We start from the raw sequence: 12934 nt of genomic DNA, 5'->3' as shown, positions 1-12934 counted from the left end.
GTAAACGCAAGGCGCGGCCCGGCGGCCGCGACCACCCCGTCCGCCATTGCGGAAACCGCGCCAATGCTGGCGTTGCGAGGCATGGACGAAAAAAAGCCCCCTCGGAAGGGGGCTGTTGCTGGAACAGTGTTTCTCAGCAGCTGGATGCCGACGGCGTTTTTTCCACCGCCAGGCCAAAAAGCGGACGCAGGCGCACGCCCAGGGCGCTGCCGGCAAACGCCGCCGGCAACCACAGCCAGGCATGCAGGCTGCCCGACAGGATGCCGCTGAAGTAGGCGCCGATGTTGCAGCCGAAAGCCAGGCGCGCGCCGTAGCCCAGCAGCAGGCCGCCGATGACCGCGCCGGCCAGCGAGCGCGCGGGCACCTTCCAGACCGGCGCGAACTTGCCGGCGGCGCTGGCCGCGGCCAGCGCGCCCAGCATCAGGCCGATGTCCATCACCGTGGTCACGTCCTGGCGTAGCGGCGCGCCCAGCGCGGCCTGCTTGCTCCAGTAGGCCCAGGTGGCCACGTCGCCGCCCATCGCGTCCAGCGCCTTGGCGCCCCACAGCGCGAACGCCGAGGTGATGCCCCAGGGCCGGCCGGCCAGCGCCAGCGTGGCGAAGTTCAGCGCCACCAGCGCCACGCCGCCCCAGATCAGCGGCCACGGGCCCTGCAGCAGCGAGGCCGGGCGCGCGGTGCGCGAGGCGAACGAGATCACGTGGCCATGGCGGCGTTTTTCCAGCACGGTGGCGATCCAGGCGATCAGCGCGAACACCGCCAGGTTGGCGATGATGGCGGGCGCCAGGCCCCAGGTCTTGATGAGCGAGGTCGGCGCCAGCGCGGGCAGGGTCGACCACCAGCCGAAGTGGGCGGTGGCGATGACCGAGCCGATGATGAAGAACAGCAGCGTGACCAGCATGCGGGTATTGCCGCCGCCCACCGCGAACAGCGTGCCCGAGGCGCAGCCGCCGCCCAACTGCATCCCGATGCCGAACAGGAACGCGCCCAGCAGCACCGACACGCCTGGTGGCGAGACCAGGCCGTTGACGGGTTGGCCGAACAGCGAGCCTTGCGCCAGGAACGGGAAGAACAGCAGCACGCCGATGGCCAGCATGAACATCTGCGCGCGCAGGCCGGCGCCGCGGCGGTCCGACACGAACACGCGCCAGGCCTGGGTGAAGCCGAACGACGCGTGGTACAGCGCCACGCCCAGCAGCGCGCCGACGATCCACAACGCGCCCTGGCGCCAACTGACGGTCTGGTTCAGGTACAGGGCGCCGGCCAGCACCAGCAGCAGCGCGATCCAGAGCGGCTTGCGGTTGATCTGGATTGGCGGCAGCGCCGAGGGCAGGGGCAGGGTGGAAGTGTTGGCGCTCATGGGAGAGTCCCGGGAATTCGATAAGGGAAAAGCAAACGGGCGCGTAGCCGCACCCGTTGTCGTGGATAAAGTCTAAAGGCGGTCAATAATTTCTCAAAGCATTTATTGGTGCTTTTTTAATAACTTTTGATTATATAAAGATGCGCGGCTCAGGAGATCGGATGCGCGCTGATCCAGGCTACCAGCAGGCTCACGGTCAGGACGGACAGCACCGTGGACACCAGGATGGCGCGCGAGGTGACGCGCGCGTCGCGCCCGTACATCTGCGCCAGCATGAAGGGGCCTGTGCCGATCGGCAGGGCGCTCATCAACACCGCCGTCCAGGCCCACAGCGGCGGCATGGAGAACACCTGGAACGCCAGCAGCGCCGTCACGGCCGGTTGCAGCAGCAGCTTGCCGGCCACCAGCCGCAGCACGCCTGGTCCCGGGCTTGCGGTCTCGGTCTGCGCCAGGAACAGGCCGATGGTGACCAGCGCGCAGGGGCTGGCGGATGCGCCCAGCAGCGACACGTAGCGATCCAGCCCCTCGGGCAGCGCCAGCCCGGTGCCGGCCCACGCCAGGCCCAGCACCGGCGCGGCCAGCAGCGGATTGCGCATGAGCGCGCGGCCGACCTTCACCAGCGTGGCGCCCAGGCCGGGCGCCTGCTGGCGGTCGAATTCGATCAGGGCGATGGCGAAACCGAACAGCACGCTGGCCGTCATCAATGTGGTGAAGGCCGCCGGCGCCAGGCTTTCGGCGCCAAACAGCGCCAGGCATAGCGGGATGCCCATATAACCGGCATTGGCGTAGGCCGCCGCCAGTCCTTCGATGCTGCGGTCGGTCAGGCCGCGCGGGCCGCGTTTGCGCGGCAGGAACGACAGCGCGAACGTGACGGCGATGCCGCCGGCGAACGCGCCGACAAAGCCCCAGTGCGCCATGTGCGCCAGGTCCACCTGCGTCATGGCGCGGAACAGCAGCGCCGGCAGCGACAGGTAGACCACGTAGCGGTTCAGGGCGTCGGTGGCGGCCGGCCCCAGGATGCGCCAGCGCGCCGCCAGCCATCCGGTCAGGATCAGCGCGAAGACCGGCAGGGCGGCGGTGATGACGGCATTCATGGCGGCGGCGGAAATGGGCGCGAAAGGGCGCTCATTCTACTTGCCGCGCCGGCGCGGGCGTGCGCGCCGAACGGGTCACCAGCAGGATGCCGAGCGCGGCCAGGGCCATGCCGGGCCAGGCCAGCGGCGGGATCGGCTCGTCCAGCACCAGCAGTGCGATGACCGCGGTCGATGGCGGCACCAGGAAGAACAGCGCCGACACGCGTGACGCTTCGCCATGGCGCAGCATGGCCAGCAGCAACGTGATGGCGACCAGCGAATTGCCCACCACCAGGTACGCCAGCGAACCCAGCAACGGCCCGGTCCAGTCGATGCGCATCGGCTCCAGCCAGAAGGCCAGCGGCGCCGTGACCGCCAGGCCCACGGCGTATTGCACCGTGTTGGAGGTGACGGGGTGGGTCTGCACGCCAAAGCGCTTCTCATACAGCGTGCCGCTGGTGATGCAGAGCAGCGCGGCCACCGCGAACACCAGCCCGAGCGTCGAGGCCAGGTCGATGGAGGCCTTGGCGATGATGACCAGCGCGGCGCCGGAGACGCCCAGTCCCAGCCCGGCCCAGCGCCGCGCATCGACGCGTTCGTGCGCGATCACCGGCGCCAGCAGCCCGATCAGGATGGGCTGCAGTGATGTGATCAACGCCAGTCCGCCGGCGGACATGCCTTGCTTGAGCGACAGGTAGGTGAAACAGAAGTAGCCCGCCTGCAGCAGCAGGCCGACCATGGCCAGGTGGCCCCAGGCGCGGGTGCCTTGCGGCAGCGGCGGCCGCAGCGCCAGCAGGAACGGCATCAGCAGCGCCACGACACAGGCGTAGCGCAGTGCCAGGAATGTCATCGGGTCGGCATAGGCCAGCCCCACTTTCAGCACGACGAAGCCGCTGGACCACAGCAGCAGGAAAAGCGCGGGCGCGAATTTCAACCAGGCGGGCGTTGCGGCTTGCGGCATGATGGCGATCAGCTGCGGGAATGGGCCAGCCGCGATGGTACGCCTGTTTCGCCGACACGCCATCCCTGCGAAAATGTCGACAGTGGATTCATATTCAGCAGTGGCGCGAGGGAAAAAAATGGCCAACCAACAAAAGCCGACGGTACGTATCACCCTGGGAACCTGGGATCGCCTGCGCGACGACGCCTCGTCGGTCCGCTATGACGTTTTCGTGGTCGAGCAGAACGTGCCGCCCGAGGTCGAGATGGACGACGACGACGCGGTCTCGGTGCATGCGGTGGCCTACGCCGCCGACGGCACGCCGCTGGGCACCGGCCGGCTGCTGCCCGACGGCCACATCGGCCGCATGGCCGTGCACAAGCGGGCGCGCGGCCTGGGCGTGGGCGGCCAGTTGCTCGACGCCCTGATCGGCCAGGGTCATGGCGATGGCCACCGCATGCTGGTGCTGCACGCGCAAACCCACGCCAAGGGCTTTTACGAGGCCCACGGGTTCCAGGTGGAAGGCGAGGAGTTCATGGAGGCCGGCATCGCGCACGTCGTCATGACGCGGATGCTGGCCTAGGCGCTTGCGAACGAGCGAACGATCGGCCGGCTGTCCAGGCTGGCCTGATCATTCGGGCCGCAAAAGAAAAAACCCCGGACGCTTTCGCGAACGGGGTCTTTCTTGGCGCATCACGACAGGTACCTCGTGATGTAATAATTGGTGCCCAGGAGAGGACTCGAACCTCCACACCTTGCGGCACATGGACCTGAACCATGCGCGTCTACCAATTCCGCCACCTGGGCGCTGATGTCTTACCTTCCGCGTCGCTTTCCAGTTTGCATTCCATCTTTCGACTTCTTGCTACCGGCTGCGTTTCGTTTCGTGTTCAACAGCAGAGGAACGAGATTATGCATACTTTTTTGGAAGTGTGCAAGTCATGCAGCATTTTTTTCACTTTTTTTTCCATGCGGCCGGCTTCGCTATAGTGTCGCCCCATGTCACGCCCTGTTTGCCTGCGCTGTAAGCGCCCCGAATCCCATTGCCTTTGCGCCCTGATCCCGACGCTGACTCCGCGCACCCGCGTGGTGGTGTTGCAGCATCCGAGCGAGGCGCGCCATGCGCTGAACACGGCGCGGCTGGCGGTGCTGGGGCTGCAAGGCGCGCGGCGCCTGGTGGGCGAGCGCTTTCAATATGAGCAGTGGGCCGAGCCTGGGTATGCACCCTGCGTGCTGTTTCCCGGCGAGGGCGCGGAGGTATTGATTCCGGGGTGCGCCGCCGCGACGGGCGGGCCGGTGCAATTGGTCGTGCCCGATGGCACCTGGACTCATGCGCGCAAGCTGCTGCACATCAATCCGCAACTGGCCGCGTTGCCGCGCGTGATGCTGCCGCCCGGCCTGACGTCGCGCTACCGGGTGCGGCACGCGGACATTCCGGGTGCGCTGTCCACCATCGAGGCGGTGACGCACGCGCTCAATGCGCTGGAGGCGCCTGGTAATTTCGATGAACTGCTGCGGCCGTTCGAGGCCTTGATCGATGGCCAGATCGCGGGGATGGGGGCGGACCTGTATGCGCGCCATCACCTGAACCGCAAGGTGCCGTGGCGCTGAAGGTTGTCCGATCGAGCAATACTGTCCCGGGGGGGGGGGCTAACGTTGGGGTGGGGGCATCACCATCCTTGTGATGGCCTTTGAATCTGGTCGCGGATGGGTCGGCACAGGGCAATTGATGCCGTGCAAAGCAGTTCACGCCAGACCATTCACGCAGCTCAAAGCAAAAACCCCGAAAATCTTGCGATTTCCGGGGTTTTCAACTTTTTTGCCAATGCTGTCTGTTTGATTTCACGGCGATGTTTTTTTCATCGCAAACCCAAACAGCCTCAGCTGAAATTCCGTGGTGCCCAGGAGAGGACTCGAACCTCCACACCTTGCGGCACATGGACCTGAACCATGCGCGTCTACCAATTCCGCCACCTGGGCACTGAGACATTTCAGTCAGAACTTTGTGATACGCTGCCACTTCGATTGCATGAGGTTTTTATTCTCATGTATTCAAAGCGTAATTGCAAAACCACTCTACAATCCGTCTGACCATTTCTGCTTCAGTGTTCAGCCTTGGGCGAACCACAGAAGCTGCGCATTATATACGGAAAAATTAGCTTTGGCAAAACGATCGAATAACGAATCGAACAACAACAGATCCACTCCGTTGCCGGAAGCGCCGCCAGACTTCGATCCCGATGTCCCGTCCCGTGAAGCCATCCTGAAAGCGCTGCGATCCGCGGGGGCGCCGTTATCTCCGGTGGAGCTCGCCGAGCGCATGGGCGTGGAGCGTCCTGCGACGATGGTGGGATTCGAGCGCCGCCTGGGCGCGATGGAGCGCGATGGCCAATTGATGCCCAACCGCAAGGGCGTGCTGCTGCTGGCCACCAAGCTGGACTTCGTGGCGGGCAAGGTGCTGGGCCACCGCGACGGTTTCGGCTTCCTGCTGCGCGATGACGGCGGGCCGGACCTGTTCCTGTCGCCGCGCGAAATGCTCAAGGTGCTGCACGGCGACCGCGTGCTGGTCAAGCCGTCGGGCGAATACCGGGGCAAGCCGGAAGGCACCATCGTCGAGGTCATCGAGCGGCGCACCAACAAACTGGTGGGGCGCTTCCTGCACGAGCATGGCTTGTCCATCGTGGTGCCGGAAGACCAGCGCATCAAGCATGACATCCTGATTCCGCCCAGCGACACCAACGGCGCCCAGCACGGGCAGGTGGTGTCGGTCGAGATCATGGAGCAGCCCACCCGCCATACGCAGCCGCTGGGCCGCGTGTCCGAGGTGCTGGGCGAGATCGACGATCCCGGCATGGAAATCGAGATCGCGGTGCGCAAGTTCGATGTGCCCGTCGAATTCTCCGAGGCCGCGCGCAAGCAGGCCGCCCGCCTGCCGGACGTGGTCCGCAAGGGCGACCTGAAAGACCGCGTCGACCTGCGCGACGTGCCCCTGATCACCATCGACGGCGAAGACGCGCGCGACTTCGACGACGCCGTCTATTGCGAGGCGGTCGAACTGGGCACGGGCCAGCGCAAGCGTCCGGGCTGGCGCCTGTTGGTGGCCATTGCCGACGTCAGCCACTACGTGCGTCCCGGCGACGCGCTGGACGATGACGCGCTCGAGCGCGGCACCAGTGTGTATTTCCCGCGCCGCGTCATTCCGATGCTGCCCGAGTCGCTGTCCAACGGCCTGTGCTCGCTGAATCCCGATGTCGATCGCCTGGTGCTGGTCTGCGACATGGTGATCCCGGCGTCGGGCGCCAAGGCCGGCACGGTTACGGCATACCAGTTCTACAACGCGGTGATGCACTCGCATGCCCGCACCACCTATACCAATATCTGGGCGGCGCTGCAGCAGCCCGGCGGCCCGGCGGCCCATGCCATGCGCGCCGTCATGCCGCAGGTGCAGAGCCTGTATGAACTGTTCCACCTGCTGTCGCAGAGCCGCAAGAAGCGCGGCGCGATCGATTTCGACACGGTCGAGACCAAGATCGTCTGCAACGAGTTGGGCCGCATCGAACAGATCGTGCCGTCGGTGCGCAACGATGCCCACAAGCTGATCGAAGAGTGCATGCTGGCGGCCAACACCTGCGCGGCCGATTTCATGACGCGCAGCAAGCATCCGGGCCTGTACCGGATCCACGAGGGGCCGACGCCCGAGCGCCTGCAATCGCTGCGCGAGTTCCTGCGCACGATGGGCCTGTCGCTGGGCGGGGGCGATACGCCCACGGCCAAGGACTACGGCGACTTCCTCGACTCCGTGCGCGGCCGTCCCGACTACCAGTTGCTGCAGACCATGTGCCTGCGCTCCATGCAGCAGGCCATCTATAGCCCGGACAACGTGGGCCACTTCGGCCTGGCCTATCCCGGCTACAGCCATTTCACCTCGCCGATCCGGCGCTATCCCGACCTGCTCACGCACCGGGTCATCAAGGCCTTGCTGGCCGGCCAGCGCTACGTGCCGAGCCTGGACGACCAGCCGGTCGTCATCGGCCGCACCCAGCGCGAGCACGAACACGCCATCTGGGAAAAGATGGGCCTTGTCCTGTCGGCCAGCGAACGCCGCGCCGATGAAGCCTCGCGCGACGTCGAGGCCTGGCTCAAGTGCTGGTTCGTCAAGGAGCGCGTGGGCGAGGACTTCAGCGGCACCGTCACCGGCGTGGCCAGCTTCGGCATCTTCGTCACGTTGGATACGCTGCACGTCGAAGGGTTGGTGCACGTGTCCGAGCTGGGCGGCGAATACTTCCAGTTCAACGATGCGCTGCACGAGTTGCGCGGCGAACGCACCGGCATGCGCTACCGCCTGACCGACAAGGTCCAGGTGCAGGTGTCGCGCGTCGACCTGGAGGCGCGCCGCATCGAGTTCCGCCTGGTGCAAGGCACCAGTTTCGACGCCCTGCGCAAGGCGTCCGCGCGTGGTCCGGACGAGGGTCCGCGCCGCGTCAAGAAGGCGGCGGCGCCCAAGCCGGCCGCGCTCAAGGGCCAGACCGCCAAGGAGCGGCGAGCCGAAGCCAAGAAGGCCGGCAAGCCGCCCAAGACCCCGCAACGCGCCGCGCCGGCCAAGAAGGCGGTGCGCAAGCGCCACTAAGGGGTAACATTGCGGCTATGGCCGGATACGTCCGGCGGCCCGCCCCCCTCTGGGGCGGGCATCCGTTTTTCTAAAGGTATTTGCATTTATGGCGTCGACCCAAGTCCTTGCCGGGTTTCACGCGGTTGTCGCGCGGCTGCGCCACGCGCCCGACTCGATCAAGGAAATCTACGTAGAAGCGTCGCGTCGCGACAAGCGCATGCAGACGTTCATCGAGCAGGTTGAAAAGGCGGGCTGCCGTCTGCATCCGGTCGCCATGGAGCGCCTCGATGGCCTGGCGCGCGGCACCCGCCACCAGGGCGTGGTGGCGCTGGCCGAAGAGCGCCAGTTGGCGGTGGACGTGGATGAAGTGCTCGACGTGATCGAGGGGCCGCCGCTGCTGCTGATCCTGGACGGCGTGACCGATCCGCACAATCTGGGCGCCTGCCTGCGCACGGCGGACGCCGCCGGCGTGCATGCCGTGATCGCGCCGCGCGACCGCGCGGTGGGATTGAACAGCACGGTGCAGCGCGTGGCGTGCGGCGCGGCCGATACCGTGCCCTACCTGATGGTCACCAACCTGGCACGCACCATGCGCGGCCTGAAGGACCGTGGCGTGTGGCTGGTGGGCACCGACGACCAGGCGACCGACAGCATGCACCAGATCGACGCGCGCCAGCCGATGGCCTGGGTCATGGGGGCCGAAGGCGAGGGCATGCGCCGCCTGACGCGGGAGACCTGCGATCAGCTCGTGAACATCCCGATGCTCGGATCGGTCGAGAGCCTGAACGTCAGCGTGGCCAGCGCCGTCTGCCTTTACGAAACCGTGCGCCAGCGTCGCGCCTGAACTGTCTTTTCCATCGCTATCTTCCTTCCCGCGCAGCCCATCATGCACCAGAACGGCTTTACCACCACGATCCTCCATTCCGACCGCCAGCAATCCGTCGAGCACGGAGCGGTGCACAAGCCCATGCATCCCTCGTCGGAGTTCGCCTACGCCGATGCGCGCGAGCTGGCCGCGGTGTTCCAGGGCAAGCCTGGTTTCACCTACGCTCGCCAGGGGACGCCGACCACCACGGCGCTGGAAGCGAAGATCAACCACATGGAAGCCGGCAAGGGCACGGTAAGCTTTGCCACCGGCATGGCCGCGCTGGCCGCCATTTTCACCACGCTGCTGCGCCGGGGCGACCATCTGGTGTCGAGCCAGTACGTGTTCGGCAACACCAACAGCCTGCTGGGCACGCTGCTGGAACTGGGCGTGGAGATCACTTTCGTGGATGCCACCGATTCGGCGCAGGTGCGCGCGGCGATCCAGCCCAACACCCGCATGGTGTTCACCGAGACCATCGCCAACCCCGGGACCCAGGTCGCGGACCTGGCGGTCATTGGCGAAATCTGCCGCGAGAAGGGGCTGGTCTACGTCGTGGACAACACGCTGACCTCGCCGTGGATGTTCCGGCCGTCGACGGTCGGCGCGTCGCTGGTCATGAACTCGCTGTCGAAGTACATCGGCGGCCATGGCAACGCGCTGGGCGGCGCGGTCACCGACACCGGCCTGTTCGACTGGGCAGGCTATTCGAACATCTACGACGCCTATCGCAAAGGCCCCTCCACCGGTTGGGGGCTGACCCAGATCAAGAAGAAGGGCCTGCGCGACATGGGCGGCACGCTCGCGGCCGAGCCCGCGCATCGCATCGCGGTGGGCGCCGAGACGCTGGCGCTGCGCATGGCCAAGCATTGTTCCAACGCACTCGCGCTGGCGCGCTTCCTGGAAGAGCATCGCGGCGTGGCCAAGGTGCATTATCCGGGCCTGGCCAGCCATCCGCAGCATGCGCGCGCCGCGGCGCTGTTCGGCGCGCGCTTCGGCGGGCTGCTGGGCGTGGAGCTGGCCGACGGCGTGGACTGCTTCGATTTCCTGAACCGCCTGCGCATCGTGCTGATGGCCACGCACCTGGGCGACACGCGCAGCCTGGCGCTGCCTGCCGCGCACACCATCTACTACGAGATGGGCGCCGAGCGTCGCAAGCAGATGGGCATCGCCGATAGCCTGATCCGGGTGTCGGTGGGCATCGAGGATGAGACTGATCTGCTATTTGACTTCGATCAGGCGCTCAACGGCTGCCTGCAGGGATAATCGGGCGGGGCTTCGGCGCGGTGACGTGCCGGCCGTTACCTGCGCAGGAACCCATGCTTATACAGATCGCCGAAGTATTCACACCCGACGAGGCGGCCGCCATCCGCCAGCGTCTTGATGCCGCCGATTGGGTGGATGGCAAGGTTACCGCGGGCTTCCAGTCCGCCTCGGTCAAGCACAACCGCCAGTTGTCCGAGCAGCATCCGCTGGCGCAGGAACTCGGCAACCTGATCCTGCAGCGCCTGTCCGGCAACAACCTGTTCATGTCGGCGGCGCTGCCGCGCAAGATCTTCCCGCCACTGTTCAACCGCTACGAGGGTGGCGAGGCCTTCGGTTATCACGTCGACAACGCCGTGCGCGGCATCGCCGGCACCGCCGAGCGGGTGCGCACCGACCTGTCGGCCACGCTGTTTTTTTCCGATCCCGATTCCTACGACGGCGGCGAGCTCGTCATCGACGACACCTACGGTCCGCGCACGGTGAAACTGCCCGCCGGCCACATGGTGCTGTATCCCGGCACCAGCCTGCACAAGGTCAACCCGGTGACGCGTGGCGCGCGCGTGAGCGCGTTCTTCTGGATGCAGAGCCTCGTGCGCGAGGACAGCCAGCGTGCCTTGCTGCTCGACATGGACGTCGCCATACAGCGTCTGAACCAGGACGCGGCCGGCCATCCATCGATCGTGCAGCTCACCGGCATCTATCACAACCTGCTGCGCCGCTGGGCCGATGTGTGAGCGAATTTCGGGGCGTTGCGCCGGTGTCGCGCAAACCCCGAAATGCGCGTTTTTGTTTATTGCGAAAAGGCCTAAAAGCTAGTATTGGTGCGGCTTGACGTGAGGTTTTCGCTTGACAGCCGCTCTACGCCAAGGCCTAATACATGTCTGCGTCGCTGACGGTTCACGGGCTCGAAAGCCCTTGAAACCTAGGCGGCGCAGCAGTTTAAAAGTTGTGCTTTGCAGCGCAAGAAAAAGTTTATCCACTAGTCTGTTCGTCGTTTGTCGGGTCTACGCGCAAGTCGTGATGTCCAAGATGGCAGCCATGATGAACTGCACTCCCGGCAGACTCCATACCTTGTGAGGGGTACACCTGAATGAACAAAACCGAACTCATCGATCACATTGCCAGCAAGGCCGATATCTCCAAGGCTGCCGCCGGTCGTTCGCTTGACGCCCTGATTGGCGCCGTCAAGACCACCCTGAAGAAGGGCGGTACGGTCACCCTGGTGGGCTTCGGCACGTTTGCCGTGTCGGCTCGCGCCGCTCGCACCGGCCGCAACCCGCGCACGGGCGAAACCATCAAGATCAAGAAGGCCAAGGTGCCGAAGTTCCGTCCGGGCAAGGCCCTGAAGGACGCCGTCAACTAATTGACGGATCGGCGAATCGAGCGGGCGCGGCCTGCGTTGATTTGCCGACAGGTACGCGGTCCGGTATACTCCGGCCCGCGTATTGCTTTTGAGTACCCCGGCTAGCGTTTTCTCCGCAGTTCGTTCGCGGCGAAACCATCATCAGGACGGGTGCTTAGCTCAGTTGGTAGAGCGGCGCCCTTACAAGGCGTAGGTCACAGGTTCGACCCCTGTAGCACCCACCATCAGCAAGCCAAAACAGAAACCCGCACACGGTAACGTGGCGGGTTTTTTGTTTGCGCGCTTCGGGTTCGTGTTTCGGCTTCGTGTTTCGTTCGCATGCCTGGGTTGCGGTATGGGTTGCGTGCATTGGGAGCGCGCGTTGGTGGTGTGCGTTGGTGGCGTGTATTCCGGCGCGGGGTTGGCGCCGCATCAGGGTGTTACGCTATTGCAGACGAAATATGACGTGCGAATCATTCGCATTTAAGCTATGATCTTTGGCTTGTACCGGTCAGCCGGCGTGCGCTCGTTGCGCGCGTTTTTTCCTGGCTGGCCAGATAAGTTAATGCACCCTGGCTGATTCATGCCTAGCTTTCAACGTGGTTTGAACTCTTCACCGCCGTCTTCCCTTGGTATACGCATAGGCGCAGGCCTGGCGGTCGTTGCGCTACATGCCGCGGTGGTCTATGCCATTTACCTGGCGCCCGAGAACCGCCCTGAACTGGAGGAACCCGAGGCCATCATGGTCAGTGTGGTGGATGCGCCCACGCCGCAGATCGCCAAAGCCGAGCCCACGCCGGAAGTGCCGCAGCCGGTGACGGAACCGCCGCCCGAGCCGCAGCCCGAGATCGAGCCCGAAACCGAACCGGATCCCAAGGTGGAGCCGGAACCCGAGCCCGAACCCGAGCCGGTGGTCGAGAAGCCGCCGATGCCGGCCCCCAAGCCGAAGCCCAAACCCAAACCCAAGCCCCAGCCCAAGCAGGAAGTCAAACCCGAGCCCAAGCCAGAGACGCCGCCGGTGGAAACGCCGCCGGCCGGCGCCACGGAAGGCGCGCAGACCACCCAGGCCCCGCGCCAGGGTCCGCCGCCCGACCAGATCCTGCAGGAAACCCAGATCGAATACCTGGGCGCGCGACCGATGCCCAACTACCCGATGGCATCGCGCCGCATGCGGGAAGAGGGGCGGGTGGTGGTGCTGGTGGAAATCAATACCCAGGGGCTGGTCGAGCGGGCCACGATCGACGCGTCCTCGGGCTTTCCCAGGCTGGACGAGTCGGCACTGGCCGCCGCGCGCAAGGCCCGCATGAAACCCTATAGCCGCAATGGCGTGGCATATCCCGCCAGAGCAAAGATTCCGTTCGATTTCGTAATGAGGAACTGAGATGTCCAACGCAATGCACAGCGCCACCCTGGTGGCGCAGGCGGCCACCAGCCCGGCAGCGGCTCCGGCGGCCGCGGCACCCGCCGCCGCCGCGGCGCCCG

11 protein-coding genes and 3 tRNA genes are annotated in these 12934 nt (G+C 65.6%); 9 read left to right on the top strand and 5 right to left on the bottom strand.

Annotated elements, in window-relative coordinates; genetic code table 11:
* Window positions 1–133: 133 nt before the first annotated feature.
* The 3 genes from HV783_RS04850 to HV783_RS04840 form a co-directional block, all read right to left on the bottom strand.
* A complete protein-coding gene (locus tag HV783_RS04850; RefSeq protein ID WP_116791056.1) occupies window positions 134–1357 on the bottom strand; it encodes a YeeE/YedE family protein in 1224 nt (407 codons plus the stop codon).
* A 149-nt stretch (window positions 1358–1506) separates the two neighbouring features.
* The gene (locus HV783_RS04845; RefSeq protein WP_054433276.1) at window positions 1507–2451 is read right to left on the bottom strand and encodes an AEC family transporter; all 945 of its coding nucleotides are present in this window, start codon (window positions 2449–2451) and stop codon (window positions 1507–1509) included.
* Between the two features lie 31 nt (window positions 2452–2482).
* Window positions 2483–3391 carry a DMT family transporter gene (locus tag HV783_RS04840; protein WP_175188776.1) on the bottom strand — a complete coding sequence of 303 codons (909 nt, stop codon included), beginning with the start codon at window positions 3389–3391 and terminating at the stop codon, window positions 2483–2485.
* A gap of 118 nt (window positions 3392–3509) precedes the next feature.
* On the opposite strand from HV783_RS04840, the gene HV783_RS04835 reads away from it, so the two are divergent.
* Window positions 3510–3953: a GNAT family N-acetyltransferase gene (locus HV783_RS04835; RefSeq protein ID WP_064524123.1), complete on the top strand. Its 444-nt coding sequence runs from the start codon at window positions 3510–3512 to the stop codon at window positions 3951–3953.
* Window positions 3954–4092: 139 nt separating this feature from the next.
* Here the strand turns inward: HV783_RS04835 and HV783_RS04830 are convergent.
* A tRNA-Leu gene (locus HV783_RS04830) sits at window positions 4093–4177 on the bottom strand.
* Window positions 4178–4369: 192 nt separating this feature from the next.
* Here HV783_RS04830 and HV783_RS04825 point away from each other — a divergent pair.
* Window positions 4370–4981, top strand: coding sequence for a tRNA-uridine aminocarboxypropyltransferase (locus tag HV783_RS04825; protein ID WP_175188775.1), 612 nt, complete (start codon window positions 4370–4372; stop codon window positions 4979–4981).
* A gap of 284 nt (window positions 4982–5265) precedes the next feature.
* Here the strand turns inward: HV783_RS04825 and HV783_RS04820 are convergent.
* Window positions 5266–5350 (bottom strand) — tRNA-Leu (locus HV783_RS04820).
* Between the two features lie 181 nt (window positions 5351–5531).
* Here HV783_RS04820 and rnr point away from each other — a divergent pair.
* The 7 genes from rnr to HV783_RS04785 all read left to right on the top strand — a co-directional run bounded on the left by rnr (window position 5532) and on the right by HV783_RS04785 (window position 12833).
* Window positions 5532–7997, top strand: coding sequence for a ribonuclease R (gene rnr, locus HV783_RS04815; protein ID WP_054501293.1), 2466 nt, complete (start codon window positions 5532–5534; stop codon window positions 7995–7997).
* Window positions 7998–8085: 88 nt separating this feature from the next.
* Window positions 8086–8823: a 23S rRNA (guanosine(2251)-2'-O)-methyltransferase RlmB gene (gene rlmB, locus HV783_RS04810; RefSeq protein ID WP_054433280.1), complete on the top strand. Its 738-nt coding sequence runs from the start codon at window positions 8086–8088 to the stop codon at window positions 8821–8823.
* A gap of 42 nt (window positions 8824–8865) precedes the next feature.
* Entirely contained in the window at window positions 8866–10110 is a 1245-nt protein-coding gene (locus HV783_RS04805; protein WP_054501292.1) for a cystathionine gamma-synthase family protein, read from the top strand.
* Between the two features lie 53 nt (window positions 10111–10163).
* Window positions 10164–10844, top strand: coding sequence for a Fe2+-dependent dioxygenase (locus HV783_RS04800; protein WP_054501291.1), 681 nt, complete (start codon window positions 10164–10166; stop codon window positions 10842–10844).
* Between the two features lie 356 nt (window positions 10845–11200).
* A complete protein-coding gene (locus tag HV783_RS04795) occupies window positions 11201–11473 on the top strand; it encodes an HU family DNA-binding protein (RefSeq protein ID WP_003812968.1) in 273 nt (90 codons plus the stop codon).
* A 148-nt stretch (window positions 11474–11621) separates the two neighbouring features.
* Window positions 11622–11697, top strand: a tRNA-Val gene (locus HV783_RS04790).
* A gap of 338 nt (window positions 11698–12035) precedes the next feature.
* The gene (locus HV783_RS04785) at window positions 12036–12833 is read left to right on the top strand and encodes an energy transducer TonB (RefSeq protein WP_175188774.1); all 798 of its coding nucleotides are present in this window, start codon (window positions 12036–12038) and stop codon (window positions 12831–12833) included.
* The last annotated feature ends 101 nt before the right edge of the window (window positions 12834–12934 follow it).

It is taken from the genome of Achromobacter dolens, assembly GCF_902859745.1.
Taxonomy (GTDB): domain Bacteria; phylum Pseudomonadota; class Gammaproteobacteria; order Burkholderiales; family Burkholderiaceae_B; genus Achromobacter; species Achromobacter dolens.
This window is presented reverse-complemented; position numbering and strand designations above follow the sequence as displayed.

Excerpts from the sequence above, each read along its gene's own strand:
- HV783_RS04850 (WP_116791056.1), bottom strand. The coding sequence starts at position 1,357 with ATGAGCGCCAACACTTCCACCCTGCCCCTGCCCTCGGCGCTGCCGCCA.
- HV783_RS04845 (WP_054433276.1), bottom strand. The coding sequence starts at position 2,451 with ATGAATGCCGTCATCACCGCCGCCCTGCCGGTCTTCGCGCTGATCCTG.
- HV783_RS04840 (WP_175188776.1), bottom strand. The coding sequence starts at position 3,391 with ATGCCGCAAGCCGCAACGCCCGCCTGGTTGAAATTCGCGCCCGCGCTT.
- HV783_RS04835 (WP_064524123.1), top strand. The coding sequence starts at position 3,510 with ATGGCCAACCAACAAAAGCCGACGGTACGTATCACCCTGGGAACCTGG.
- HV783_RS04825 (WP_175188775.1), top strand. The coding sequence starts at position 4,370 with ATGTCACGCCCTGTTTGCCTGCGCTGTAAGCGCCCCGAATCCCATTGC.
- rlmB (WP_054433280.1), top strand. The coding sequence starts at position 8,086 with ATGGCGTCGACCCAAGTCCTTGCCGGGTTTCACGCGGTTGTCGCGCGG.
- HV783_RS04805 (WP_054501292.1), top strand. The coding sequence starts at position 8,866 with ATGCACCAGAACGGCTTTACCACCACGATCCTCCATTCCGACCGCCAG.
- HV783_RS04800 (WP_054501291.1), top strand. The coding sequence starts at position 10,164 with ATGCTTATACAGATCGCCGAAGTATTCACACCCGACGAGGCGGCCGCC.
- HV783_RS04795 (WP_003812968.1), top strand. The coding sequence starts at position 11,201 with ATGAACAAAACCGAACTCATCGATCACATTGCCAGCAAGGCCGATATC.
- HV783_RS04785 (WP_175188774.1), top strand. The coding sequence starts at position 12,036 with ATGCCTAGCTTTCAACGTGGTTTGAACTCTTCACCGCCGTCTTCCCTT.